Source organism: Stenotrophomonas sp. YJH_SMC_10, assembly GCF_059371555.1.
Genome location: NZ_JCAFUS010000001.1, coordinates 396,306 through 419,233 on the forward strand (window position 1 = coordinate 396,306; position 22,928 = coordinate 419,233).

25 protein-coding genes are annotated in these 22,928 nt (G+C 67.3%); 12 read left to right on the plus strand and 13 right to left on the minus strand.

What is annotated here, in order from left to right:
* Positions 1–12 precede the first annotated feature (12 nt).
* Together AC5P9C_RS01810 and AC5P9C_RS01815 are read right to left on the minus strand one after the other, a co-directional pair.
* The gene (locus tag AC5P9C_RS01810; RefSeq protein WP_049466835.1) at positions 13–429 is read right to left on the minus strand and encodes an energy transducer TonB; all 417 of its coding nucleotides are present in this window, start codon (positions 427–429) and stop codon (positions 13–15) included.
* Positions 426–776 carry a 4a-hydroxytetrahydrobiopterin dehydratase gene (locus AC5P9C_RS01815; RefSeq protein WP_049466833.1) on the minus strand — a complete coding sequence of 117 codons (351 nt, stop codon included), beginning with the start codon at positions 774–776 and terminating at the stop codon, positions 426–428. Before AC5P9C_RS01815 ends, AC5P9C_RS01810 begins: the two co-directional genes overlap by 4 nt.
* Positions 777–866: 90 nt before the next feature.
* Here AC5P9C_RS01815 and AC5P9C_RS01820 point away from each other — a divergent pair, with 90 nt between their 5' ends.
* Positions 867–1,466 (plus strand): NfuA family Fe-S biogenesis protein, encoded by a 600-nt coding sequence (locus AC5P9C_RS01820; RefSeq protein WP_053460863.1) that lies wholly within the window; start codon positions 867–869, stop codon positions 1,464–1,466.
* A 10-nt stretch (positions 1,467–1,476) separates the two neighbouring features.
* Complete coding sequence (locus AC5P9C_RS01825; RefSeq protein ID WP_343540409.1) at positions 1,477–3,252, plus strand: hypothetical protein; 1,776 nt, start codon at positions 1,477–1,479, stop codon at positions 3,250–3,252.
* A 69-nt stretch (positions 3,253–3,321) separates the two neighbouring features.
* Here AC5P9C_RS01825 and AC5P9C_RS01830 read toward each other — a convergent pair whose 3' ends face one another.
* The gene (locus AC5P9C_RS01830) at positions 3,322–3,735 is read right to left on the minus strand and encodes a barstar family protein (protein ID WP_049466827.1); all 414 of its coding nucleotides are present in this window, start codon (positions 3,733–3,735) and stop codon (positions 3,322–3,324) included.
* Positions 3,735–4,187, minus strand: a complete 453-nt coding sequence (locus AC5P9C_RS01835) for a guanyl-specific ribonuclease (RefSeq protein WP_049466823.1) — start codon at positions 4,185–4,187, stop codon at positions 3,735–3,737. The genes AC5P9C_RS01830 and AC5P9C_RS01835 overlap by 1 nt, the downstream gene beginning before the upstream one ends.
* Before the next feature lie 218 nt (positions 4,188–4,405).
* On the opposite strand from AC5P9C_RS01835, the gene AC5P9C_RS01840 reads away from it, so the two are divergent.
* Positions 4,406–5,017, plus strand: coding sequence for a superoxide dismutase (locus AC5P9C_RS01840; protein WP_088476395.1), 612 nt, complete (start codon positions 4,406–4,408; stop codon positions 5,015–5,017).
* A 132-nt stretch (positions 5,018–5,149) separates the two neighbouring features.
* Here the strand turns inward: AC5P9C_RS01840 and AC5P9C_RS01845 are convergent, their stop codons facing one another.
* Positions 5,150–5,998 (minus strand): endonuclease/exonuclease/phosphatase family protein, encoded by an 849-nt coding sequence (locus AC5P9C_RS01845; RefSeq protein WP_053505433.1) that lies wholly within the window; start codon positions 5,996–5,998, stop codon positions 5,150–5,152.
* Between the two features lie 162 nt (positions 5,999–6,160).
* Here AC5P9C_RS01845 and AC5P9C_RS01850 point away from each other — a divergent pair, with 162 nt between their 5' ends.
* Both AC5P9C_RS01850 and AC5P9C_RS01855 read left to right on the plus strand, forming a co-directional pair.
* Positions 6,161–7,726 carry a POT-type proton-dependent oligopeptide transporter gene (locus AC5P9C_RS01850; RefSeq protein WP_103281835.1) on the plus strand — a complete coding sequence of 522 codons (1,566 nt, stop codon included), beginning with the start codon at positions 6,161–6,163 and terminating at the stop codon, positions 7,724–7,726.
* 7 nt (positions 7,727–7,733) lie between these two features.
* Positions 7,734–8,360 carry a rhomboid family intramembrane serine protease gene (locus AC5P9C_RS01855; RefSeq protein WP_014037807.1) on the plus strand — a complete coding sequence of 209 codons (627 nt, stop codon included), beginning with the start codon at positions 7,734–7,736 and terminating at the stop codon, positions 8,358–8,360.
* Positions 8,361–8,418: 58 nt separating this feature from the next.
* Here the strand turns inward: AC5P9C_RS01855 and AC5P9C_RS01860 are convergent, their stop codons facing one another.
* Complete coding sequence (locus AC5P9C_RS01860) at positions 8,419–8,580, minus strand: hypothetical protein (RefSeq protein ID WP_164687841.1); 162 nt, start codon at positions 8,578–8,580, stop codon at positions 8,419–8,421.
* Positions 8,581–8,789: 209 nt separating this feature from the next.
* On the opposite strand from AC5P9C_RS01860, the gene AC5P9C_RS01865 reads away from it, so the two are divergent.
* Genes AC5P9C_RS01865 through cfa form a run of 3 tightly spaced genes read left to right on the plus strand, consistent with a single transcriptional unit; the run spans position 8,790 to position 11,146 of the window.
* Positions 8,790–9,092, plus strand: coding sequence for a GNAT family N-acetyltransferase (locus tag AC5P9C_RS01865; protein ID WP_019660442.1), 303 nt, complete (start codon positions 8,790–8,792; stop codon positions 9,090–9,092).
* 37 nt (positions 9,093–9,129) lie between these two features.
* On the plus strand, positions 9,130–10,011 hold the full coding sequence (locus AC5P9C_RS01870) for a DUF3298 domain-containing protein (protein ID WP_164081916.1): 882 nt from the start codon (positions 9,130–9,132) through the stop codon (positions 10,009–10,011).
* Between the two features lie 19 nt (positions 10,012–10,030).
* On the plus strand, positions 10,031–11,146 hold the full coding sequence (cfa, locus tag AC5P9C_RS01875; protein ID WP_103281834.1) for a cyclopropane fatty acyl phospholipid synthase: 1,116 nt from the start codon (positions 10,031–10,033) through the stop codon (positions 11,144–11,146).
* 128 nt (positions 11,147–11,274) lie between these two features.
* Here cfa and AC5P9C_RS01880 read toward each other — a convergent pair whose 3' ends face one another.
* The gene (locus AC5P9C_RS01880; protein WP_064238869.1) at positions 11,275–13,443 is read right to left on the minus strand and encodes a M3 family metallopeptidase; all 2,169 of its coding nucleotides are present in this window, start codon (positions 13,441–13,443) and stop codon (positions 11,275–11,277) included.
* A 130-nt stretch (positions 13,444–13,573) separates the two neighbouring features.
* On the opposite strand from AC5P9C_RS01880, the gene AC5P9C_RS01885 reads away from it, so the two are divergent.
* A complete protein-coding gene (locus AC5P9C_RS01885; protein ID WP_049466810.1) occupies positions 13,574–14,053 on the plus strand; it encodes a glutathione peroxidase in 480 nt (159 codons plus the stop codon).
* 75 nt (positions 14,054–14,128) lie between these two features.
* Here AC5P9C_RS01885 and AC5P9C_RS01890 read toward each other — a convergent pair whose 3' ends face one another.
* From AC5P9C_RS01890 to AC5P9C_RS01905, 4 genes are all read right to left on the minus strand, one after another.
* Positions 14,129–14,908 carry a ferredoxin--NADP reductase gene (locus AC5P9C_RS01890; RefSeq protein ID WP_049466808.1) on the minus strand — a complete coding sequence of 260 codons (780 nt, stop codon included), beginning with the start codon at positions 14,906–14,908 and terminating at the stop codon, positions 14,129–14,131.
* 80 nt (positions 14,909–14,988) lie between these two features.
* The gene (locus AC5P9C_RS01895; protein WP_343540420.1) at positions 14,989–16,860 is read right to left on the minus strand and encodes an ABC transporter ATP-binding protein; all 1,872 of its coding nucleotides are present in this window, start codon (positions 16,858–16,860) and stop codon (positions 14,989–14,991) included.
* A gap of 214 nt (positions 16,861–17,074) precedes the next feature.
* Positions 17,075–17,524 (minus strand): carboxymuconolactone decarboxylase family protein, encoded by a 450-nt coding sequence (locus AC5P9C_RS01900; RefSeq protein WP_049466804.1) that lies wholly within the window; start codon positions 17,522–17,524, stop codon positions 17,075–17,077.
* Positions 17,525–17,557: 33 nt separating this feature from the next.
* Complete coding sequence (locus AC5P9C_RS01905; protein ID WP_343540422.1) at positions 17,558–18,457, minus strand: RNA polymerase sigma-70 factor; 900 nt, start codon at positions 18,455–18,457, stop codon at positions 17,558–17,560.
* Between the two features lie 146 nt (positions 18,458–18,603).
* On the opposite strand from AC5P9C_RS01905, the gene AC5P9C_RS01910 reads away from it, so the two are divergent.
* The 3 genes from AC5P9C_RS01910 (at position 18,604) to AC5P9C_RS01920 (ending at position 21,277) form a co-directional block, all read left to right on the plus strand.
* Complete coding sequence (locus AC5P9C_RS01910) at positions 18,604–20,121, plus strand: fumarate hydratase (RefSeq protein ID WP_049466799.1); 1,518 nt, start codon at positions 18,604–18,606, stop codon at positions 20,119–20,121.
* A 124-nt stretch (positions 20,122–20,245) separates the two neighbouring features.
* Complete coding sequence (locus tag AC5P9C_RS01915; RefSeq protein ID WP_049466798.1) at positions 20,246–20,584, plus strand: hypothetical protein; 339 nt, start codon at positions 20,246–20,248, stop codon at positions 20,582–20,584.
* A 57-nt stretch (positions 20,585–20,641) separates the two neighbouring features.
* Complete coding sequence (locus AC5P9C_RS01920) at positions 20,642–21,277, plus strand: glutathione S-transferase family protein (RefSeq protein ID WP_346715547.1); 636 nt, start codon at positions 20,642–20,644, stop codon at positions 21,275–21,277.
* A 71-nt stretch (positions 21,278–21,348) separates the two neighbouring features.
* On the opposite strand, the gene arsC is transcribed toward AC5P9C_RS01920, so the two are convergent.
* Together arsC and AC5P9C_RS01930 are read right to left on the minus strand one after the other, a co-directional pair.
* The gene (gene arsC, locus AC5P9C_RS01925; protein ID WP_074724873.1) at positions 21,349–21,690 is read right to left on the minus strand and encodes an arsenate reductase (glutaredoxin); all 342 of its coding nucleotides are present in this window, start codon (positions 21,688–21,690) and stop codon (positions 21,349–21,351) included.
* Positions 21,690–22,844, minus strand: a complete 1,155-nt coding sequence (locus AC5P9C_RS01930; RefSeq protein ID WP_053460849.1) for a phospholipase A — start codon at positions 22,842–22,844, stop codon at positions 21,690–21,692. The genes arsC and AC5P9C_RS01930 overlap by 1 nt, the downstream gene beginning before the upstream one ends.
* Between the last annotated feature and the right edge of the window lie 84 nt (positions 22,845–22,928).

A 22,928-nucleotide genomic window follows, 5' to 3' on the forward strand; every position in this document is an offset into this window, starting at 1 on the left:
GGGTGCGCGCGATCAGCCGCCGCGGCGCAGGCGCTCTTCGATGGCGAAGCACTGGTCCGGCTTCGGCTGCGGCGGGTTGAAGCTGACCGGCACCTGGATGGTGGCCGGTACCGGTTGGCCGTTGCGGGTCGCGGCCTTGAACTGCCAGCCCTGCACCGCGGTCCTGGCCAGTTCGTCCAGCTGCGGGTTGCCGGCGCCGGTGAGCAGGGCGACCTCGCTCGGCTTGCCGTCGGTACCGATGGTCACCTTGAAGGTGCTGGTGCCACCCACGCCCATGCAGGCCAGTTCCAGCGGGTACTGCGGCGGCGGCGTCTTCACCGCTGCGACTTCGGTCGGCGCGGGCGGTGGCGGTGCCGGCGGTTCGGACGCGCCACAGCCGGCCAGGCCGGTCGCAGCGATCAGGGACAGGCTCAGCAAACGTACGTTCATGGCAGTTGCTCCGTCAGGGCCGAAGTCTTGGCCGCGCAGATGAAGTCGTTCTCGCTCAGCCCGCCCACATCGTGGGTGGAGAAGCGCACGACCGCGCGGTCGTAGTGCACGCCCAGGTCCGGGTGGTGGTCCTCGCGGTGGGCGATCCAGGCCAGCGCGTTCACGAAGGCCATGGTGGCGTAGTAATCCTTGAAGCGGAAGGTACGCGACAGGGCCTGGCCACCCTCGCTCAGCTCCCAGCCGGGAACCTGCGGCAGCAGTTCGGCCAGGCGGGCTTCGCCGAGCTTGTGGTCGCTGCCTTTGCGCGGCACGCAACGGGCCTGGGCCAGTGGAATCAGGTCGGCCATGGGAATCTCCACCTCGTGTTGACTGAACAATGCGCCGGACGGTGTATAAACCGAATGAGCGGCTGACGCTTACTTGGCTAGAATAGCCTGATGATCCAGATCTCCGACACTGCCCAGACCCACTTCCGCAAGTTGATCGAACGCGAGGGCGTGCCCGGCATGGGCGTGCGCCTGAGCGCGGTCGACCCCGGCACGCCGCGCGCCGACGCCCGGCTCGAATTCGCCGAACCGACCGACCTGCTGGGTGACGAGTGGGCAGTGGACTGCGATGGGTTCACCCTGTATGTCGATGCCGGCAGCGTAGGCTGGCTTGATGGCGCCGAGATCGACATCGTCGCCGGCACCGCCGGCACCCAGCAGCTGACCATCAAGGCGCCGCGCATCAAGGGTGAAGCACCCGGCGATGCGGCATCGCTGGTCGAGCGCGTGCACTGGGTGGTGGAGAACGAAGTCAATCCGCAGCTGGCCTCGCATGGCGGCAAGGTCGCCGTGCAGGAAGTCTCGGCCGATGGCGTGGTGCTGCTGCGCTTCGGCGGTGGCTGCCAGGGCTGTGGCATGGCCGATGTGACGCTGAAGCAGGGCATCGAAAAGACGCTGATGGGCCGCGTGCCCGGCGTGACCGCCGTGCGCGACGCGACCGACCACGACAGCGGCCACGCGCCGTACATCCCGCGCGACAACGTCGCCTGATCGCCGACGCGTGCCTCTGACCCGGGCCGAGCAACTCATCGATCTGCTGCTGGCGCGCCAGCAGCCCCGCGCCGTCCTCGAGAAGACCACGCGCCTGCCTTATGGCTGGGCGCTGTGGCTGCGCTCGCTGGGGCCGCTGCCGCGGCCGTACCACGCGCGCGACGTGATCGCGGTATTGCTGCCCCGACCGTTGCCGGGGCCACCCGGTCAATCGCCGCAGCTGTCGCCGTGGCAGGCGCTGCGCCGCTTGTTCTGGCAGGACTGGGACGCCGCGCCGCGCGACCAGCGCTGGATGCGCTGGCTCTCGGCAGTGGCCAGTGCGCTGCTGCACCTGCTGTTCTTCATGCTGTTGCTGTGGGTGGCGGTGATCCGCACCAGCGCGCCGCAGGACGAGGGCACCGAAGGCGAGCGCGTGCAGGTGGAATTCGTCGGCCGCGCCACGCAAGAGGGCGGCGGCGACCAGCCGGGTGCCGAGGCCGCCGAGGCCGCACCGGCCGGTCAGGTTGCGGCCGGGCAGGTTGCGGCCGGGCAGGAGGCGGGCGCTGCGACGGCGCCTGCGCCGCGCCCGCTGGCGGCCGAAGCCGCCAGCGCGTCCCCCGCGTCGGCACCTGCCGCAAGCGTTCCGCCGCCGCCGGCGGAAGCCGAGCCGGCGCCGGTTGCCGCGCCGCCGCCTTCTCCGATCCAGGCCACCGAAGTGGCGCAGGCCAGCACGGATTTCGTGGTGCCGCCGGTCAGCGTGCCCCGCACCGAGGTCAGCGTCGTGCCGCGCGACAGCACGCCCAGCGTGCGCGAGCGCAGCATTCAACCGGTGCAGGCGCCTCCGGCACCGACCGCAGTGCGCACCCCGGAGCTGGCCGTGCGCGCACCGCAGGTGCGTGACATCCAGGTGCGCGAACGCGAAGTCAGCACGGTTGACGCGCCCGTCGCGCCCCAACCGCTGCGCAACGCTGAAGTGCAGGTGCGCGTGCCGCAGCGGGACGTGCAGGTGCGCGAACGCGAAGTGCAGGCCGTGGCCGATCCGCAGGTGCGGATGGCGGCGGTGGCCGGGCGTGAGCCGGCCGTACGCGCGCCCAGCGGACGCGACGTGCAGGTACGGGAACGTCAGGTGCCCTCGGCACCGGCCGTGGCGCCCGCCGTCTCCAGCGGCAGCGCCACGTCGACACCCGCCGCTGCGGCCGAGGGCAGCACGGCGCAGGCGAGCCGCAGCACGCGACCGGTGGCCTCCAGCAGTACGCCGGCAAGCGCAGGCGCGCGTCCTGCCCCCGATCCCGGCAACTGGGCGACACCTGCCAAGGGCGATGACTGGGGAGCATCCAGCCGCAACCGCGAGGGCAGCAGCGACGGTGCCCGCCAGGCAAGCGCCGCCGGCCGGGGCAATGGCCTGTTCAATGCCGATGGCAGCGTGCGTGTACCCGGCCAGGAGGGCGACGGCCATGCAGAGCGCGGCGCGCCCGGTGGTGCCAACGATGGCTGGAGCAAGGAGCGCATCGCGCAGTCCGGCACCTGGCTGAAGCGCCCGCCGTACGACTACACGCCGACCTCGTTCGACAAGTACTGGGTACCGCAGGAATCGTTGCTGGCCGAGTGGGTGCGCAAGGGGGTCAAGGCAATGGAGATTCCATTGCCGGGCACCAACACCAGGATCTCCTGCGTCATTTCGATCCTGCAGGCCGGTGGCGGCTGTGGCCTGACCAACCCCAACATGCAGGACCAGCCGGCCGTGGCACGACCGCCGCCGGACATCCCGTTCAAGAAGGAACTGCAGGAAGACAACGGCAGCCGCTAGGACGGCGCATCCACGCATGGGGGGAGACGCCCATGCCGACCAGGGTCGGCCTCCATCAGGGCGTTGCCCTTACGCGCTCTGCGACAGGAACACCCAGAACGGCACGTCGCGGCCGAGCCAGTCGCGGCTGGTCTCGTCCATCACGTCCAGCAGGGTGTCGAAGTCCTTCGCTGCGCCGGCGCGCAGCGCATCCACGTCGGCCAGGAACAGCGCATAGCCGGCGGCCGGCAGCCATTGCAGGTCGCGCAGATTGTCCGACAGTGCATCCCAGTTGCCGCCGAAACCGGCGGGGAAATCCAGCTGCGCCGCCAACCGGGCGAGCAGCGTGCGCTTGTCGGCGACGTTTTCCAGATCGATGCGGATCACCTTCAGGCCGGCATCGCGCATCGCGGCGGCCAGTGCGCCGATGTCGTCGCTGTCGATGGCATACACGCCGGCATTATTGATGTCATGCAGGCCGAGGCCGAAATCATCATGGCTCATCACTGCGCTCCCTGGGCCGGTACGGTGAAGCTGCGGAATGACGCGTAATGGTCGTCGGTGTAGTACCACGCTTCCGGCGGATCGCCGCCGGTGACGATGCGGCGCGTGCCACGGGTGCGTGCGCCGGGGGTGTCGACGGTGTATTCGCGGTAGTAGCCGCGTGCCCGCTGCGGCAACTGCTGCTCGCGGTTGCCGAAGGTGCTGCCGTCCTGGCGGTGGGGGAAGGGGCCGCCACGCTGGATCAGGGCGATGGTCGCGCGTGCTTCGGCAGGCAGGAACGCGGGCAGGCCGCCGGCCCCGCTGGTCGAGGCGGGCGCGGTAGCGCGCGCGGTGGGCGTGCCCTGCAGGTCGGGCGCGAACTGCGGCGCCGGTGGCCGTTGCAGGAAATGGTTGGCGACCAGGCCGAGCAGCAGCAGGGCGATGGCAGTGATCAGCAGCCGGGGGTTGCGCATGGGCTGGGGCGGGCGAGGGTGGTGCATGCACTGTAGCGCCTGCGCGCTGCATGGTGCATGAGGAGGCGTCGCGTCACTGCTGCGTAACAATTCCCGTCGTACTCACTGGCAGGACGCAATTTCCTTTACATCCCCCTTGGTAATCTTGCGGTCTGTCCCCATCATTCACCGCGCACCGCCCGACAACGTCGGGTGCCCTCGCAATCAGGAGATGCATCATGGCCTACACCCTGCCCAAGCTGTCCTACGCCTACGACGCGCTGGAGCCGCATATCGACGCGGCGACGATGGAAATCCATCACACCAAGCATCACCAGACCTACATCAACAACGTCAACGCGGCGCTGGAAGGCACCGAGTACGCTGACCTGCCGGTCGAAGAGCTGGTGAAGAAGCTCAAGTCGCTGCCGGAGAACCTGCAGGGCCCGGTGCGCAACAACGGTGGTGGCCACGCCAACCACTCGCTGTTCTGGACCGTGATGGCGCCCAATGCCGGCGGCAACCCGGTGGGCGACGTGGCCAAGGCCATCGACAAGGACCTGGGCGGTTTCGACAAGTTCAAGGATGCCTTCACCAAGGCCGCGCTGACCCGTTTCGGCAGCGGCTGGGCGTGGCTGAGCGTAACTCCGGACAAGAAGGTCGTGGTCGAGAGCACCGGCAACCAGGACAGCCCGCTGATGGAAGGCAACACCCCCATCCTCGGCCTGGACGTGTGGGAACACGCGTACTACCTGAAGTACCAGAACCGCCGCCCGGAGTACATCGGCGCGTTCTTCAACGTCATCGACTGGAACGAAGTCGAGCGCCGTTACCAGGCAGCGATCGCCTGATCGCGGTGACGGGAGGAACGGAAAAGGCCGGGGGAGACCCCGGCCTTTTCTGTTGCAGCAGTCGTTCGGTAGTGCCGGCCGCTGGCCGGCAATCGTGCGGTACCGGGGGAGCCGGCCCGCGGCCGGCACTACCTATTCCGCGGTGGCCGTATTGCCTTGCAGGCGCAACGTGGCCATCACGCCCAGGCGCAGCCCGGGCAGGTCGCCGTCGGCCGGCAGCAGGATCGGCTGCTGGCGGATCCCGTCGAAATGCTTGACCTGGAACAGCACATCCAGTCCGTGGCCGGTGCTGCCCCCGCCATTGGCCGCGGCCGCCTCGGGCCGGCCGCCAGGATTGCGCCGGGCCGGTTGGAATCCCGGGGTGCTGCGCACCAGTTCCACGGTCGCTGCGGAGAAGTCGCCGGCGATCAGGCTGGGCATGCCTTCGGCGGTGGCGCCGATCCAGGTCATCAGGTCGCTGGTCTGGTGCTGGCGGGCGGTGGCCTCGTCCGGCTCCGGGCGCAGCCGCGCCACATAGACATTGACCAGCGCCTCGCCCAGCTTGAGCCGCATCATGCCGGCCGCGCTGAAGGTGCCAGGAGGATGCAGCAGGGTCACCCCGTCTTCGCTGACCGGTAGCCGGGTCAGCATTGCGTTGCCATGCCGCAGCGGCTGGCTGGGCGGATCGGCGGTGACGAAGTCGCAGCTGTAGCGCAGCCGGCTGGCCAGCCAGCAGGCCGGATTGCGGCCCTGCTGCTGCAGTACCTGCTGCACCGAGATCACGTCCGGCTGCAGTTCGGTCAGCAGTTGTGCGACCTGCTCACGGCGCTGCTTCCACTGCGCATCGTCACGGCTGGGCAGTTCCAATGCGGCCACGGTCAGTTGCCGTGCGCCGTTGCCGCTGGCGGCGGTGGCCGCGGCCTGCGGGCGTGCTTGTGCCTGCAACGCCAGCAGCAGCGCGAAACAGCTGAGCAGGAGGCGGGCGTGGGCGAGGGGGCGCATAACGATAAGTTTACGCTTTTGCCGTGCAGGTGCCGTGACTTCCGGCAGGGCCGGGATCGCCTGCCACGGATTGGCACCGTTGTCATGCAGCCCTGCAGCGTGCCTGGCGCGCCCCGGTTCCGGTAACCTTGCGCCTTTCGCTTTGCAGGAATGCCCTACAGGATGAGCCACGACGCAGTCGCCCCCATCGCCGGCCAAGGAAAGATGCCGCGCCAGATTCCGTACATCATCGGCAATGAGGCCTGCGAGCGGTTCAGTTTCTACGGGATGCGCAACATCCTGGTGCAGTTCCTGATCACCTCGCTGCTGCTGCAGGAAATCACTGCGGAAGGCCGTGCCGGTGAAGCCAAGGACATCATGCACAGCTTCATGATCGGCGTGTATTTCTTCCCGCTGCTCGGTGGCTGGCTGGCCGACCGGTTCTTCGGCAAGTACCACACCATCCTCTGGTTCAGCCTGGTCTACTGCGCCGGCCACCTGTGCCTGGCGCTGTTCGAGAACAGCCGCGAGGGCTTCTTCCTCGGCCTGGGCCTGATCGCGCTCGGTGCCGGCGGCATCAAGCCGCTGGTGGCTTCGTTCATGGGTGACCAGTTCGACCAGAGCAACAAGCACCTGGCCAAGATCGTCTTCGACGCCTTCTACTGGATCATCAACTTCGGCTCGCTGTTCGCCTCGCTGCTGATCCCGCTGGTGCTGAAGAACTGGGGCCCGCAGTGGGCGTTCGGCATCCCCGGCATCCTGATGTTCATCGCCACCTTCGTGTTCTGGCTGGGCCGCAAGCGTTACGTGCTGGTGCCGCTGCCGCCGAAGGATCCGCATTCGTTCGCCAACGTGGTGCGCACGGCGCTGACCGCACGCGTGGCCGGCCAGGGCCGCCCGGGCCTGGTGATCGCCGTGCTTGGCCTGGCGCTGGCGGCGGCCTCGTTCGCCCTGGTCGGCTCGCTGGGCATCGTGATCTGCCTGTGCCTGGCGCTGGTGGCCATCCTCGCCGGCATCGGCGGCGGCACCTGGCTGCAGCTGGACCGCGCCCGTGGCCAGCATCCGGCCGAAGCCGTGGAGGGCGTGCGTTCGGTGTTGCGGGTGCTGGTGATCTTCGCGCTGACCACGCCGTTCTTCTCGCTGTTCGACCAGAAGGCTTCGACCTGGGTGCTGCAGGGCCAGCAGATGCAGATGCCGAGCTGGTTCACCGCCTCGCAGATGCAGGCACTGAACCCGCTGCTGGTGATGATCCTGATTCCGTTCAACAACCTGGTGCTGTATCCGGCGTTGCGCCGCTTCGGCTTCGAGCCGACCGCACTGCGCCGCATGACCGCCGGCATCGCCTTCAGCGGCCTGGCCTGGATCGTGGTCGGCGGCATCCAGGTGGTGATGGACGGCGGCAACGCCATGTCGATCTTCTGGCAGATGCTGCCGTACGCGCTGCTGACCTTCGGCGAGGTGCTGGTCTCGGCCACCGGCCTGGAATTCGCCTACAGCCAGGCGCCGCAGGCCATGAAGGGCGTGGTGATGAGCTTCTGGAACCTGACCACCACCATCGGCAACCTGTGGGTGCTGCTGTCCAACGCCGCCGTGCGCAACGACACCGTGACCCACCAGATCGCCGGTACAGGGCTGAGCGAGGCGGCCTTCCTGATGTTCTTCTTCGCCGGCTTCGCCTTCGTCGCGGCGTTGGCCTTCGGTTGGTACGCGAAACGCTATCGTATGGTCGACAACTACCGCAGCGCCTGAGCCTGACATGACCCCCGTCAATCTGCTGTTGATCGCCATCACCGCCATCCTGTCGTGGATGGCGTTCAACAACCGCAAGCTGGCCGACCGCCTGATCCTGTGGCCGCCCGCCATCGACCGTCACCGCCAGTACGACCGGCTGGTGACCTATGGCTTCATCCACGCCGACTGGTCGCACCTGATCTTCAACATGATCACCCTGTTCTTCTTCGGGGGGTTCATCGAGAGCGTGATGGTGCAGCTGACCGGCAGCTACCTGACCTACCCGGCGTTCTACATCGGTGCGCTGCTGGTCTCGATCCTGCCCAGCTACCTGAAGAACCAGAAGAACCCGAACTACCTCAGCCTCGGAGCGTCCGGGGCGGTGTCGGCGGTGCTGTTCGCCTTCATCCTGATCAAGCCGTGGTCGATCATCCTGGTGTTCTTCATCCCGGCACCGGCGATCATCTATGCCGCGTTCTATGTCGGCTACAGCATCTGGATGGACAAGCGCGGCGGCGACCGCATCAACCACAGCGCGCACCTGGCGGGCGCGGCGTTCGGCGTGATCTTCATGCTGGCCATGCAGCCGAGCATCTTCAACCACTTCCTGCGCGAACTCTCCAACCCGACCTTCCGCCTCGGCGGCGGTTGAGGAGGCCGGGGTCGGATCCATCGATCCGGCCCCGCGCAAGGCGGCAGCCCGCCCGGGCTCAGACCGCCGTCTGCTGGCCGTAGGTATCCAGCAGGCGGGCGAACACTTCCTCGCCGATACGCTGGAAATCCTGGTCCTCGGTCTGCCCTTCCACCGCCAGTTGCAGCAGGCCCTCCAGCAGGGCGCGGTCGGTATCGGTATGGGAATTGCTGGCGTGCATGGGAAGCTCCACGGTGGTGCGCAGGGTCAAGGATCGCAAGGGTCGTGCCAGCCCGGCCGTACCCCTCCACAGGCGATAGCGGCCGGCGGCCCTCCAGCTTGAGGGTCGAAAACTGACGTGAATGGACTGGACTTGCCCCTGTTCAGGCTTCACGCGATCATGGCGCCCGGCTGCGCACCATCCACGCAGTCGCCGCAGGAGACAGTTCCATGGCTTCGGTCACGCCCCCCGGTCTGGCCTACGAGGTCGAACATGACCTGGCCAACCACCGCTTCACCGCCCGTGTGCGAGGACAGCTGGCGGTGCTGGACTACCAGATCAAGCGCAAGCGCATGGTCATCACCCACACCGAAGTGCCCGAGCCGATCGCTGGCCGCGGCATCGCCGGTGAGCTGACCCGTGTGGCACTGCGTTTCGCCCGTGAGCAGAAGTACAAGGTGGTGCCGGCATGTTCCTATGCCGAGGCCTTCCTGCAGCGGCACGAGGAGTACCACGACCTGCTCGCTGGCTGAATGCCAGCGGGTCACGCTTCAGCCAGGGCAGGCGATGATGTACAAACATGAACAGGGGATCCCGATGAAGATTGGAAACAACCGGCCATTGCACGGCAGCGTGCTGGCCGGCGTGGTGGGCGTGCTGTTGCTGGCCGGTTGCCAGCGTGAAAGCGAGCCGGCACCGGCGACCGACGCGGCTCCTGCCGCCGAGGCGACGGCCGCGGGCGAAACGCCGGCCACGGAAGCAGCGCTGGACCTGCGCGACGTGATCGAGAACAACGAGCGCGAAGTGGTGGGTATCAGTTACCCGGCGGGCATCGACCGTTATCCGGGCCTGGCCCGCGCGCTGCAGAGCTATGCGACCAGCGCGCGCAGTGACCTGCAGCAGGCGCTGGACGGGCTGGGCAACGACAAGCCGACCATGCCCTACGAACTGTCGCTGAGTTTCGAGAAGCTGCTGGAAACCCCGCAGCTGGTGGTGGTCAGTGCCGATGGCAGCCGTTATACCGGCGGCGCCCACGGCGAGCCGCTGGTGGCGCGCTTTGTGTGGTTGCCGCAGCAGCAGCAGATGCTCAGTGCCGAAAAGCTGGTGGCCGATGCCAAGGGCTGGAAGGCGATCAGCGATTTCGTCGCCGACCAGCTGCGCGAACGCGTGGCCACCCGCCTCAGCGGCGAGGACATGGATCCGGCCCAGCTGCAGGAATCGCTGCGCAACGCGTCACGCATGATCGCCGACGGTACCGGGCCGCAGGCCGACAATTTCAGCCAGTTCCAGCCGTTGACCAACGACAAGGGGCAGATCACCGCGCTGCGCTTTGTGTTCCCGCCTTACCAGGTGGGGCCATACTCGGATGGCACCCAGACCGCCGACGTACCGGCGGTGGTGCTGTTGCCGCACGTGGCCAAGGACTACGTGGAGCTGTTCGCACGCGGTTGACCGCAGTCGAGGAGGTGGCGTGGATACAGGGTTGCAGGAGCGGGTCGCCGGCCTGCTCCACGAAGCCGGGGTCCGCATCGGCGGCACCCAGCCACAGGACATCCAGGTGCATGACCCACGCTTCTTCGCGCGGGTCATGGGCCAGGGCTCGCTCGGCCTCGGCGAGAGCTACATGGACGGCTGGTGGGATGCCAACGTCCTGGATGAATTCCTGGTCCACCTGATGCAGGCGCACCTGGACGAACGGGTGCACGGCTGGCGCGAAGTTGCTGATGCGCTGAAGGCGCGCCTGTTCAACCTGCAGGCCGGGCAGGGCAGCTACGAGGTCGGCCGCCGCCACTACGACCTCGGCAACGATCTCTACCAGGCCATGCTGGGCCAGCGGCTGGTCTACAGCTGCGGCTACTGGCGGCATGCCGGTGACCTGGATGCCGCGCAGGAAGCAAAGCTTGATCTGGTCTGCCGCAAGCTGGGGCTGCGCCCGGGCCAGCGCGTGCTGGACATCGGCTGCGGTTGGGGCGAAGCCCTGAAGTTCGCGGCCGAGCGCTACGGTGTCAGCGGCGTGGGCGTGACGATTTCGCAGGAGCAGGCCGAGTTCGCGCGGCAGTTGTGCGCGGGCCTGCCGATCGAGATCCGCCTGCAGGACTACCGTGAACTGGATGAGCCGTTCGATGCGATCTTCTCGATCGGCATGTTCGAGCACGTCGGGGACAAGAATTACGCAAGTTTCTTCGAGGTGGCCAAACGCTGCCTGTCGCGGCGCGGGTTGCTGCTGCTGCATACCATCGGCACCAACATCTCGCGGCATCGCACCGATCCGTGGATCGCGCGCTACATCTTCCCCAATTCGATGCTGCCGTCGGCGGTGCAGATCACCCGGGCGTTCGAAGGCCGTTTCGTGCTGGAGGACTGGCACAACTTCGGCACCGACTACGACCTGACCCTGCAGGCCTGGCGGCGCAACGTGGAAGCGGCGTGGCCGCAGCTGGATGCGCGCTACGACGAGCACTTCCGGCGCATGTGGCGTTTCTACCTGGCCGGGTCGATGGCCACCTTCCGCTGCCGCCATGCGCAGTTGTGGCAGCTGGTGCTGTCGCCGGAAGGCGTGCCGGGTGGGTACGTGGCGCCGCGCTGAAGCCAGCGCGGGGGCGGAGACCCCGGGGTCAGATCCCTTTTCGCAGAAAAGGGCTCTGACCCCAACCACAACAAAAAAAACCGCCCGGTCTCCCGGGCGGTTTCCGTTTCAGGCCGGTACGCGGGCGATCAGTTGCCAGCGCCGGTCAGGCCACGCTTTTCCAGCAGCGGTTCGATCTGCGGCTCGTGGCCGGCGAAATCGCGGAACAGCTGCATCGCATCGACGCTGCCGCCCTTGGACAGCAGCGTGGCGCGGAAGTGGTCGCCGTTCTTGCGGCTCAGGCCGCCATTGTCCTTGAACCACTTCTGGGTGTTGGCGTCGAGCACTTCCGACCAGATGTAGGCGTAGTAGCCGGCCGAGTAGCCGCCCATGATGTGGCTGAAGTACGGCGTCTTGTAGCGCGGCGGCACCGGCGCGTAGTAGATGCCGTCCTTCTCCAGCGCGGCGCGCTCGAAGGCCATCACGTCCTTGGCGGCCGGCACCTGGTCCGGGCCGATCTGGTGCCAGTTCTGGTCCAGCATCGCCGCGCCCAGGTATTCGGTGGTGGCAAAGCCCTGGTTGAATTTCGAGGCGGCAATCACCTTGTCCAGCAGGGCCTGCGGCATCGCGCTGCCGTTCTGGTAGTGCTTGGCATAGTTCTTCAGGATGACCGGGTTGTCCGCCCACATTTCGTTGACCTGCGAGGGGAACTCGACGAAGTCACGCGGCACCGAGGTGCCGGAGAAGTAGGGGTACTTCACGTTGGAGAACATGCCATGCAGTGCGTGGCCGAACTCATGGAACGTGGTGCTCACTTCATCCCAGGTCAGCAGGGTCGGCTGGCCGGCCGGCGGCTTCGGGATGTTCAGGTGGTTGGCCACCACCGGCTTGAAGCCGGTCAGCTTCGACTGCGAGACGTACGAGTTCATCCACGCACCGCCACGCTTGGACGCACGTGCATACGGGTCGAAGATGAAGATCGCCAGCTGGCTGCCATCGGCGTCGAACACATCGTAGACGGTGACGTCGTCGTGGTAGACCGGCAGGTCGGTGCGCTGCTTGAAGGTCAGGCCGAATTCCTGGCCGGCCGCGTAGAACACGCCGTTCTCCAGCACGTTCTTCAGTTCGAAGTACGGCTTCAGCTGCGACTCGTCGAAGTTGTACTTGGCCTGGCGCACCTTCTCGCTGTAGAAGGCCCAGTCCCACGGTTCCAGCTTGAACGTCGGCTTGCCGGCCGCCTTCTGTTCCTGGTCGATCATCGCCTGCAGGTCGGCGGCCTCACGCTTGGCATTGGCCACTGCGGCCGGGGCGAGCTTGCCCAGCATCGCGTTGACCGCTTCGGGGGTCTTGGCGGTCTGGTTGGTCAGGTTGTAGGCGGCGAAGTTCGGGAAGCCCATCAGCTTGGCCTTGTCCGCGCGCAGCTGCATGATGCGCGAGACCAGCGCGGTGTTGTCGAACTCGCCACCACGGCTGCCACGGCTGACCGAGGCTTCATAGATCTTCTGGCGCAGGGCGCGGTTGGCCAGGTTGGTCAGCGGCGGCTGGCCGGTGGTGTTGAGCAGGGTGATCACGTACTTGCCGTCCTGGCCACGGGCCTTGGCGGCTTCGGCGGCGGCGGCGATCTGCTCCTTGGACAGGCCGGCCAGTTCCTTGACGTCGTCGACGGTGATCGCCGAAGCGTTCACTTCCGACTGCACGTTCTGGCTGAACTTGGTGCCCAGGTTGGCCAGTTCGGCATTCATGTCCTTCAGCTTGGCCTTGTCGGCCTCGGACAGCTTGGCGCCGGCGCGCACGTAGTTGTCGTAGTACTTCTCGACCAGGCGCACGCCTTCGGCGTCCAGGCCCAGGGTGGAGCGGCTGTCGTACAGCGCCTGGATGCGGGCGAACAGCTTGCCGTTCAGCGCGATCGCATCGCTGTGCGCAGCGAACCTGGCCGAGTAGTCGGCCTGCAGCTTCTTGCGGGTGTCGTTGGTGTCGGCGCCGACCAGGCTGAAGAACACGGTGGTCGCGCGGTCGAGCACATCACCGCTCTTTTCCAGGGCGATGATGGTGTTGTCGAAGGTCGGCTTGGCCTTGTTGTTGGCGATCGCCTCCACTTCCTTCAGCTGCTGTGCCATGCCGGCATCGAAGGCCGGGGCGAAGTCGCTGTCCTTGATCTTGTCGAACTGCGGGAAGTGCAGCGGCAGCGGGCTTTCGGCGAAGAACGGGTTGGCCTGCTGGGCGGCGGTGCTGGCAGCCGGGGTGGCGGCGCCGGCCGAGAAGGCGGGCAGGGCAAGGCCGAGGGACATGGCCACGGCAAGGGCAAGGCGGGTGGTCAAGGCAGGAACTCCGGTAAGGCAAACAAGGGCCCGAGGGTAACCCGGCCGGCGCCGCCCGCACTTGTGTCAAAAGGCATGTTGCCGGGGCCGGGCGCGGGTACCATGCATTCTCCGCCCACGGCCTGCTGCCATGACCACTGCCTACGATTTCAGCTTCCGCGACCTCGACGGCCAGCCGCACGCCCTGGCCCGCTACCAGGGCCATCCGTTGCTGCTGGTCAACGTCGCCAGCCGCTGTGGCTTCACCCCGCAATACACCGGGCTGGAGCAGCTGTGGCAGGAGTATCGCGAGCGTGGCCTGGTGGTGATCGGCTTCCCGTGCAACCAGTTCGGCGCGCAGGAGCCCGGTGACGCCGCGCAGATCCGCCAGTTCTGTTCGCTGGACTATCCGGTCAGCTTCCCGCTGTCGGAGAAGATCGAGGTCAACGGTGAAGGCGCCGATCCGCTGTGGGCATGGCTGTCACGCGAGAAGCGCGGCCTGCTCGGCAGTGCCCGCATCAAGTGGAATTTCAGCAAGTTCCTGGTCGACCGCCAGGGGCAGGTGGTGTCGCGGCATGCGCCCACCACCCGGCCGGAGCAGCTGCGCGGCGAGATTGAAGCGCTGCTGTGAGGTAGTGCCGGCCGCTGGCCGGCAACCCCGTGGGCCAGGAAGCGCCGGCCAGCGGCCGGCACTCCCGTTGCAGCATCATTTCTCGACGAACGCGCGCTCGAACACGTAGTGGCCCGGCTGGCCGATCCGCGGCGATACCTGGAAGCCCCGGGCGTCGAGCACGGTACGCAGGTCGGCGAGCATCTGCGGGCTGCCGCAGATCATCGCGCGGTCGTTTTCCGGGCTCAGTTCCGGCAGGCCGAGGGTGCGCTGCATCTGGCCGCTTTCCATCAGCGAGGTCAGGCGGCCCTGGTTGGCGAACGGCTCGCGGGTGACGGCCGGGTAGTACAGCAGCTTGTCGCCGATCATGTCGCCGAGGAACTCGTGCTCCCGCAGTTCCTTCTCGAAGTAATCGCGATAGGCCAGGTCCTTTTCGTAGCGCACGCCGTGGCAGAGGATCACCTTCTCGAAGCGCTCATAGGTTTCCGGGTCCTTGATCACCGACAGCCACGGCGCCAGGCCGGTGCCGGTGCCCAGCAGGTACAGATTCCTGCCGGGGTGCAGGTCGCTGATCAGCAGGGTGCCGGTGGGCTTCTTGCCGACCAGTACCTTGTCACCCGGCTTGATGTGCTGCAGGCGCGAGGTCAGCGGGCCGTCCTGCACCTTGATGCTGAAGAATTCCAGCTGCTCTTCCCAGTTGGCACTGGCGATGGAGTACGCACGCAGCAACGGGCGCGCCTCGGTTTCCAGGCCGATCATCACGAACTGGCCGTTCTCGAAGCGGAAGCCGCTGTCGCGGGTGGTGGTGAAACTGAAGTAGGCGTCGGTCCAGTGGCGGACCTCAAGCACCGTTTCGGCGCCAAAAGCGGAGGACATGGGCGTATCTATCGAAAGTCGTCGGAGGTGATTCTATCTCAAATGAGACAGGTTCTCATTGGGCGGAACGAGAGGCGTTCTCAGCGGTAACCGGCCGCCTGCAGTTCGAACAGTTCGGCGTAGCGGCCGCCCTGTGCCATCAGCTGCTCATGGGTGCCGCTGGCCTCGATGCGGCCATCGGCCAGCACCAGGATGCGGTCGGCCATGCGTACCGAGGAAAAACGGTGGGAGATCAGCACTGCGGTGCGATTATCCGCCAGTTCCCTGAACCGCTGGAACACGTCGAACTCACTGCGCGCATCGAGCGCGGCGGTGGGCTCGTCCAGGATCATCACCTGCGCGTTGCGCATCCAGGCGCGGGCAATGGCGATCTTCTGCCATTGGCCGCCGGACAGGTCCACGCCCTGCTTGAAGCGCCGTCCGATCTGCTGCGCGTAGCCACCGGGCAGGTCGTCGATCACTTCCTCGGCCATGCCACGCCGTGCCGCGTCGGCGATGCGCGCCTGGTCGTCCATCGCCTCGACCTGGCCGACGCCGATGTTCTCGCCCGCGCTGAGGTTGTAGCGCACGAAATCCTGGAAGATCACCCCGAGGTTGGCACGCAGGTCGTCCAGGTCGTAGTCGCGCAGGTCGCGGCCATCGAGCAGGATGCGGCCCTCGTCCGGTTCGTACAGGCGTGCCAGCAGCTTGACCAGGGTGGTCTTGCCGGCGCCGTTCTCTCCCACCAGGGCCAGCACTTCGCCGGCGTGCAGCTGGAAATCCAGGTGGCGCACCGCCCACTGTTCGGCATCGGGATAACGGAAGCCGACGTCCTCGAACACGAAGCCCTGGCGGATCGGCTGCGGCACGCGCACCGCCCCTTCGCGCGAGTGGATCTCCGGCTGGATCTGGAAGAACGAGAACAGGTCATCCAGGTACAGCGCCTGGCTGGCCACCTGCGAGAATCCGATCAGCAGGCCCTCCAGCAGCTGGCGCAGGCGCAGGAAGCTGCCAGCGAGGAAGGTCAGGTCGCCGATCGTGAAGTCGCCGCGTACCGTGCGCCAGGCGATGTAGGCGTAGGCGGTGTAATAGCCCAGCGTGCCGAGCGCGGCCAACAGCGTGCCCCAGAACGCGCGGCGCCGGGCCAGTGCGCGGTTGGCCAGGAACAGCGCCACCGACAGGCGGCGGTAGCGCTCCACCAGGAAGCGGTGCAGGTTGTAGATCTTCACTTCCTTGGCCGTTTCCACGCTGGCACCCAACTGGCGCAGGTAGTCGAGCTGGCGGCGCTCGGGCGTCCACTGGAAGTTGAGGCTGTAGCCGGCCGCATTGAAGTGCGATTCGCCGATGAAGGCCGGCACCAGTGCCAGCGCCAGCAGCAGGATCAGCCATGGCGCATAGACCAGCAGGCCGATGGCGAGGCTGGCCACGGTGATCGCATCCTGCACCTGGCCGAACAGCTGGCTCATCAGGTTCATCCGGCCCATGGTCTGGCGCCGTGCACGGTCCAGCTTGTCCTGCAGGTCCGGGTCCTCGAAGTCCTCCAGATCCAGCGTCGCGGCGTGTTCCATCAGGCGGATGCTGGTGGCGTTGGCGAACAGTTCCGAGAGCAGCGCATCGGCATAGCTGACCAGCCGGCCGAGCAGGTCAGAGGCGATGGCCAGGCCGAATTCCAGCGCCAGCAGGCCCAGCAGTGGATTGAGCAGTCCGCTGGACAGCGCCCCGCCCAGTGGCGGGAAGCCGGCGCCGTGCTGGCTCAGGTGCAGGGCGCTGTCGATGATCAGCTTGCCGACGTACAGCATCGCCACCGGCAGCAGCGCCCGGATCAGCCGCAGGCCAAGGCTGGCCAGGGTGAGCGCGGGGCTGGTCTGCCACACCATGCGCAGGAATGGCGGCAGGTTGCGCATCGCCTTGAAGCGCTGGCGCAGGCTGGGTTTCTTCGCGGCGGCGGCGCCAGCGGTGGGGGAAGCAGGCATGCGCGTATTGTGCGCGCCTGCTACGTGCAGAGGGGGTCAGTGCAGCCGTGTGGCCGGCACCGGGGTCAGATCCCTTTGCCACGCAAAGGGATCGACCCTCCCGCATCCACGCGTGGCGTGGACCCACCCCGCCAATCCACAGTAGCGCCGGCTTTTGATGTTGCTCTGGGTGTTGCCTCTGCGGGTGCCGGGCGGCAGCCCGGCCAGCCCCCCGTTACGGCAGCGGCGGCAGCAACCCCGCACCGAGGCGGTTCCAGGCATTGATCACCGCGATGCCCATGCTCAGGTCACTGATGCCCTTCTCATCGAAGTGCGGTGCCAGTGCATCGAACGCGGCCTGCGACGGTGCGCCGTCGGTCAGCCGGGTCAGCGCCTCGGCCCAGCCCAGTGCCGCGCGCTCGCGCGCATCGAAGAAGCGGCTTTCGTGCCAGGCCGGCAGGGTGTCCAGCTTGCGCGGCTCGATGCCGCCCTTGCGCAGGGCCGTGCCGTGCATGTCCATGCAGTAGCCGCAGCCGTTGAGCTGCGACACGCGCAGGAACACCAGTTCCATCAGGGTCGGATCGATCGAGCTGTCATGCACGGCCTGGCTGGTGGCCAGCAGGCCTTTGAAGGCCTCGGCGGCCAGGCGGATGTAGGGAACGCGGGGAGAGGTGTGGTTGGACATCGTGGGCTCCAGGGCGGCCACGATGGCCGCCTTTCACTCCCAGGACGCCGCAGCACCATCGCGCGTGACAACCGTGGGCAGCTTTTCCGGATTCAGCACGCTGTAGACATTGGCGATGCGGCCGTCGACCACTTCGATGGTGGTGATCGAGTGCAGGCGCTCGCCGTGGAAACGCAGGATCGCCGGCTCGCCGTTGACGTAGCCCAGCTGCGCCGGATGCGCCGCGCCGCGGCGGGCGATGGCCCAGAACAGGCGGCCGATGCGCTCGGCGCCCCGCAGCGGGCGGATCGCGGCGGTAACCACGCCGCCACCGTCGGAGACCAGCAGCGCGTTGGCGTGCAGCAGGGCCTGGATCGCCTCGCTGTCGCCGCGCTGCGAGGCGTCCATGAAGCGCGCCAGCAGCTGCCGGTGCTGGCTGGCATCGGCGTTGAAGCGCGGCCGTCCGGCGTGCAGGCGCTGCCGGGCACGGTGTACCAGTTGCCGGCAGTTGGCTTCGCTGTGGCCGATCAGGTCGGCGATTTCGCGGTAGTCGTGATCGAAGGCCTCCTTCAGCAGGAACGCGGCGCGTTCCTCGGGGCCGAGCTGTTCGAGCAGGGTCAGGAAGGCGACCGAGACGTCGTCGGCCAGCGCATGCAGCTGCGCCGGTCCGGGTGCCGGGTCGGGCTCCAGCGTGACCGCCAGCGGCTCGGCCAGCCACGGGCCGACGTAGTGCACGCGCTCGCGCCTGGCCGCGCGCAGCCGGTCCAGACCCAGCCGGGTGGTGGTGGTGACCAGCCACGCCTCGGGGTCGCGGACGCTGGCCGGATCGGCGCCGGACCAGCGCAACCAGGCGTCCTGGACCACGTCTTCGGCGTCGGCGCGACTGCCGAGCAGGCGGTAGGCCAGGGCCATCAGGCGCGGGCGGTGGGTCTGGAAGGCGGTTTCGGCGTTCATGGGGGCAAGGACGCCGCAGCGGCGCGTGGCGTGACAGAGCGTCGGGGGAATCTTGCCGGCCAGCGGCCGGCACTACCACCCCGGGGCCGGGGGAGGGGGTAAAATGGGCGGATTACCCCCGCCAGCCTCGAGCAAGCGAGCAAGCCGTGACATCGATCAAGCAGGAAGACCTCATCCAGTCCATCGCCGACGCGCTGCAGTACATCTCGTACTACCACCCGGTCGACTACATCAAGAACCTTGCCGCCGCCTACGAGCGCGAGGAGTCGCCGGCCGCGAAGGAAGCGATGGCGCAGATCCTGATCAATTCGCGGATGTGCGCGGAAGGCCACCGCCCGATCTGCCAGGACACCGGCATCGTCACCGTGTTCCTGGAAATCGGCATGGACGTGCGCTGGGATGACGCCACCATGGGCGTGGAAGACATGGCCAATGAAGGCGTGCGCCGCGCCTACATGCACCCGGACAACAAGCTGCGCGCCTCGGTGCTGGCCGATCCGGCCGGCAAGCGCATCAACACCAAGGACAACACCCCGGGCGTGGTCAACGTCAAGGTGGTGCCGGGCAACACCGTCGACGTGATCGTCGCCGCCAAGGGCGGTGGTTCGGAAGCGAAGACCAAGTTCGCGATGCTCAACCCGTCCGACTCCATCGTCGACTGGGTGCTGAAGACCGTGCCGACCATGGGCGCCGGCTGGTGCCCGCCGGGCATGCTCGGCATCGGCATCGGTGGCACCGCCGAAAAGGCGATGCTGCTGGCCAAGGAGGCGCTGATGGAACCGATCGACATCACCGAGCTGCAGGCCCGTGGCGCGTCCAACCGCATTGAAGAGCTGCGCCTGGAGCTGTACGAGAAGGTCAACGCGCTGGGCATTGGTGCGCAGGGCCTGGGTGGCCTGACCACCGTGCTCGACATCAAGATCAAGGATTACCCGACCCACGCGGCCAACCTGCCGGTGGCGATGATCCCGAACTGCGCGGCCACCCGCCATGCGCACTTCACCCTGGATGGCAGCGGCCCGGTGATGCTGGACCCGCCGTCGCTGGAAGACTGGCCGAAGCTGACCTATGACGCGTCCAAGGGCACCCGGGTGGACCTGGACACGATCACCCCGGAGGACGTGGCCAGCTGGAAGCCGGGCCAGACCCTGCTGCTCAACGGCAAGCTGCTGACCGGCCGTGACGCCGCGCACAAGCGCATGGTCGACATGCTCAACAAGGGCGAGGAACTGCCGGTCGACCTGAAGGGGCGTTTCATCTACTACGTGGGCCCGGTCGATCCGGTGCGCGACGAGGTGGTGGGCCCGGCCGGCCCGACCACCGCGACCCGCATGGACAAGTTCACCGAGCAGGTGCTGGCACAGACCGGCCTGCTGGGCATGGTCGGCAAGGCCGAGCGCGGCCCGGCCGCGATCGAGGCGATCAAGAAGCACAAGTCGGCCTACCTGATGGCCGTCGGTGGTTCGGCCTACCTGGTGTCGAAGGCGATCAAGGCGGCCAAGGTCGTTGGCTTCGCCGACCTGGGCATGGAAGCGATCTACGAGTTCACCGTGCAGGACATGCCGGTGACCGTGGCGGTCGATTCCACCGGTGAATCGGTGCACAAGACCGGCCCGCGCGAATGGCAGGCCCGCATCGGCAAGATTCCGGTGGTGGTGGAGTAAGTCCGCCCGCTTCGATCCAGACGACGGCGCCCGTGTGGCGCCGTTGTTGTATCCGGAGGCAGGATTAACGCGCCTGTAGCCCGGGCTCTGCTACGGTCGGCACACCCTCGCACAGGACGTGTCCATGGCCCTGCATCGATTCATCGTGGCCGGCGTGCTGCTGGCCCTGGCCGGCTGCAGCACCCCGGCGTCGTACGAAGGCGCGGATTTCCCTGCATCGGCACAATGCCGCATGCAGTGCCAGGCCAGCTACCGCAGCTGCATGGCGCAGAATGACTCCCTCGGCAGCCGCCAGAGCAATTGCGAGCAGCAGGTGGTGCCGGCGCCGGACAAGCGCTGCAAGGACGTGGACAACCCGGACCTGCGCCGTGCCTGCGAACTGAAGACGCATGACTGCACGCTGCGCGCGCCGATGATGTCCTGTGGCGAGCGCCGCGATAGCTGCATGAGCAGCTGCGGCTGAGCAGCGTCTCTCGCACGGGCGCATAATCGGCCGGCCCACCTGCACAGGATCCGCCGCATGAGCACCACGCTGTATGGTTCGACAAGCACCGCCGCCCTGGTGGTGCACTGGCTGCTGATCGAACTCGGCATCGAGCACGAACTGGTGCTGCTGGATTTCGACGAACGCGAGCACAAGTCGGCCGAGTACCTGGCGCTGAACCCTGCTGGCGTGGTGCCGACGCTGCTGATCGATGGCCAGGTCCTGACCGAAGCGGCGGCGATCGCGCTGTACCTGGCCGACCGTCATCCCGAGGCCGGCCTGTTGCCGGCGCTGGGCACAGCCGAGCGCGGTGATGCCTACCGCTGGATGTTCTGGTGCGCCAATACGCTGCAGCCGGCCTACCGGGCCTGGTTCTATCCGCACGAAGTGGCCGGTGAAGCGAATATCGACGCCAGCCGCGAGAGGGCGCGCCAGCGCCTGGAACATGCATGGCAGCACGTGGCCACGCACCTGCAGGCGCACGGCCCGTACCTGCTGGGCGCCGCGCCCTGCGTGGCTGACTACATGCTGGTGATGCTGATGCGCTGGTCACGCAACATGCCCCGGCCCAGCGACACCTGGCCGGCGCTCAAGGCGCATGCCACGGCAATGAAGGCGCGCCCGGCGTTCGCCGAGGTGTACCGCCGCGAAGGCATCACCGACTGGCGGTAACCAGAAAAGGGGACGGAGGGGATTAAGTCGTTTGTGCACAAACGACTTAATCCCCTCCGTCCCCTTTTCCGTTACAGGATCTCCAGCACCGTTTCCGGTGGGCGGCACAGGCGGGTGCCCTTGGGGGTGCGCACCACCGGGCGGTTGATCAGCCGCGGGTGTGCGGCCATCGCTGCCAGCAGGGTGTTTTCATCGGCACCGTCCAGGCCCAGTTCGGCGAACTGGGCTTCCTTGCTGCGCACCAGCGCCTGCGCGTCCAGCCCGGATTCGGCCAGTACCTGGCGCAGCATGGCCACGTCGGGAGGACTGTCCAGGTAGTCGATCACCACCGGGTCGAAGCCTGCGTCGCGGATCAGCTTCAGTGCCCCGCGCGAGTTGCTGCAGGCGGGGTTGTGCCAGATCGTCACGGCCATCAGAACCATTCCAGCAGCGATACGCCCACGCCCACATAGGTGGCCTTGTGGTTGTAGTCGATCAGGCTCTCGCCGTAGCCATCGAAGATCTGCACGTGGCCACGCAGCAGGTTGCTGATCGGGAAGCCGTAGTCCAGCTGCAGCGCGCCGTGCGAGCGGCTGCCGGTGCGCAGCGAATGACGCGCCATGAGCGAGACTTCATGCCCATTGCGGTTCCAGGTCAGGGTCGCGTCACCACGGCCCATGTAATCCTCGATGTCCGGATTGTTGTCTTCGCTGCGGGTCTCCGGAATGCGGTACCACGGGCGCAGCACCAGTGCCCAGTTCTCGCGGTCCAGGCCGACGTTGAGCATGACCCGGTTCCAGCTGCGCGAGAGCGGATCGGCCCGCCCGTTGGACTGGTGGTTGAGGCTGATGCCGGTCATCCGTCCGCGCCAGCCACCGATCGAGTAGCCGTTGCGGAACACCATCATCACTTCCGGCTCGTAATTGGTCTCGCGGAACGGACGCGAATCCTCGCTGTTGTAGGCCTGCCAGCGCGAACTCTGGGTGTAGCCGGCCCAGATGTCGCCGTTGTCGCCGAACAGGTTCTCGGCGATCTTGGTCTTGAAGCTGATCTGGAACTTCAGCTCGGCACTGTCGAGTACCTGCGGCGTGGTCACGCTGTTGGCCGGGTTCGGCGAGTGCGGCATGGTGTTGCGGTCGCTGGTCCAGAACGCGGGCAGCAGGTACACCGGCTTGTAGGCACGCAGCTGGAACGGCCCCAGCTTGGAGTCCTCGGCCAGTTCCCAGCGGCTGTCCAGCAGCGAACCGCGGCCGGCGTTGGCCAGTGCGCTGTCCGGCGTCGCCGGGCGGAACAGGTCGCTGACCCGCTCGCGCAGCTTCTCCTCGCCCTGGCTCACGGCGGCGGTCTGCCGCTCTTCGCGGCGTGCCTGCGCCGCCGCTTCGGCGGCCGCATCGGCGGCGGCGGTGGCCTCCGGGGTACGCCCGAACAGGCGGTCATAGCAGGCCAGGCGGGCCGCATCGGTGGTGATCGCCGCGCAAGCGGCCGGCGAGGTGTCTGTGCTGGGCGCGAACTCCTGCGCAGCCAGCGGGGCACTGGCCAGGGCAAGCGCCAGCGGCGCCAGACGGGGAAGCAGCGTGGGGAGGGTCATTGCAGCAGGCCCTTCGGTGAATTCGGGAATCGCACAGTGTGGCGGCTGCACCGGGGCACGGCCAGCCCCACGGTTTATGCACGG

What these genes read in the sequence shown, in the direction of transcription:
- AC5P9C_RS01810 (WP_049466835.1), bottom strand. Translation starts at nt 429, where the DNA reads ATGAACGTACGTTTGCTGAGCCTGTCCCTGATCGCTGCGACCGGCCTG.
- AC5P9C_RS01815 (WP_049466833.1), bottom strand. Translation starts at nt 776, where the DNA reads ATGGCCGACCTGATTCCACTGGCCCAGGCCCGTTGCGTGCCGCGCAAA.
- AC5P9C_RS01820 (WP_053460863.1), top strand. Translation starts at nt 867, where the DNA reads ATGATCCAGATCTCCGACACTGCCCAGACCCACTTCCGCAAGTTGATC.
- AC5P9C_RS01830 (WP_049466827.1), bottom strand. Translation starts at nt 3,735, where the DNA reads ATGAGCCATGATGATTTCGGCCTCGGCCTGCATGACATCAATAATGCC.
- AC5P9C_RS01835 (WP_049466823.1), bottom strand. Translation starts at nt 4,187, where the DNA reads ATGCGCAACCCCCGGCTGCTGATCACTGCCATCGCCCTGCTGCTGCTC.
- AC5P9C_RS01840 (WP_088476395.1), top strand. Translation starts at nt 4,406, where the DNA reads ATGGCCTACACCCTGCCCAAGCTGTCCTACGCCTACGACGCGCTGGAG.
- AC5P9C_RS01845 (WP_053505433.1), bottom strand. Translation starts at nt 5,998, where the DNA reads ATGCGCCCCCTCGCCCACGCCCGCCTCCTGCTCAGCTGTTTCGCGCTG.
- AC5P9C_RS01850 (WP_103281835.1), top strand. Translation starts at nt 6,161, where the DNA reads ATGAGCCACGACGCAGTCGCCCCCATCGCCGGCCAAGGAAAGATGCCG.
- AC5P9C_RS01855 (WP_014037807.1), top strand. Translation starts at nt 7,734, where the DNA reads ATGACCCCCGTCAATCTGCTGTTGATCGCCATCACCGCCATCCTGTCG.
- AC5P9C_RS01860 (WP_164687841.1), bottom strand. Translation starts at nt 8,580, where the DNA reads ATGCACGCCAGCAATTCCCATACCGATACCGACCGCGCCCTGCTGGAG.
- AC5P9C_RS01865 (WP_019660442.1), top strand. Translation starts at nt 8,790, where the DNA reads ATGGCTTCGGTCACGCCCCCCGGTCTGGCCTACGAGGTCGAACATGAC.
- AC5P9C_RS01870 (WP_164081916.1), top strand. Translation starts at nt 9,130, where the DNA reads ATGTACAAACATGAACAGGGGATCCCGATGAAGATTGGAAACAACCGG.
- AC5P9C_RS01885 (WP_049466810.1), top strand. Translation starts at nt 13,574, where the DNA reads ATGACCACTGCCTACGATTTCAGCTTCCGCGACCTCGACGGCCAGCCG.
- AC5P9C_RS01890 (WP_049466808.1), bottom strand. Translation starts at nt 14,908, where the DNA reads ATGTCCTCCGCTTTTGGCGCCGAAACGGTGCTTGAGGTCCGCCACTGG.
- AC5P9C_RS01895 (WP_343540420.1), bottom strand. Translation starts at nt 16,860, where the DNA reads ATGCCTGCTTCCCCCACCGCTGGCGCCGCCGCCGCGAAGAAACCCAGC.
- AC5P9C_RS01900 (WP_049466804.1), bottom strand. Translation starts at nt 17,524, where the DNA reads ATGTCCAACCACACCTCTCCCCGCGTTCCCTACATCCGCCTGGCCGCC.
- AC5P9C_RS01905 (WP_343540422.1), bottom strand. Translation starts at nt 18,457, where the DNA reads ATGAACGCCGAAACCGCCTTCCAGACCCACCGCCCGCGCCTGATGGCC.
- AC5P9C_RS01915 (WP_049466798.1), top strand. Translation starts at nt 20,246, where the DNA reads ATGGCCCTGCATCGATTCATCGTGGCCGGCGTGCTGCTGGCCCTGGCC.
- AC5P9C_RS01920 (WP_346715547.1), top strand. Translation starts at nt 20,642, where the DNA reads ATGAGCACCACGCTGTATGGTTCGACAAGCACCGCCGCCCTGGTGGTG.
- arsC (WP_074724873.1), bottom strand. Translation starts at nt 21,690, where the DNA reads ATGGCCGTGACGATCTGGCACAACCCCGCCTGCAGCAACTCGCGCGGG.
- AC5P9C_RS01930 (WP_053460849.1), bottom strand. Translation starts at nt 22,844, where the DNA reads ATGACCCTCCCCACGCTGCTTCCCCGTCTGGCGCCGCTGGCGCTTGCC.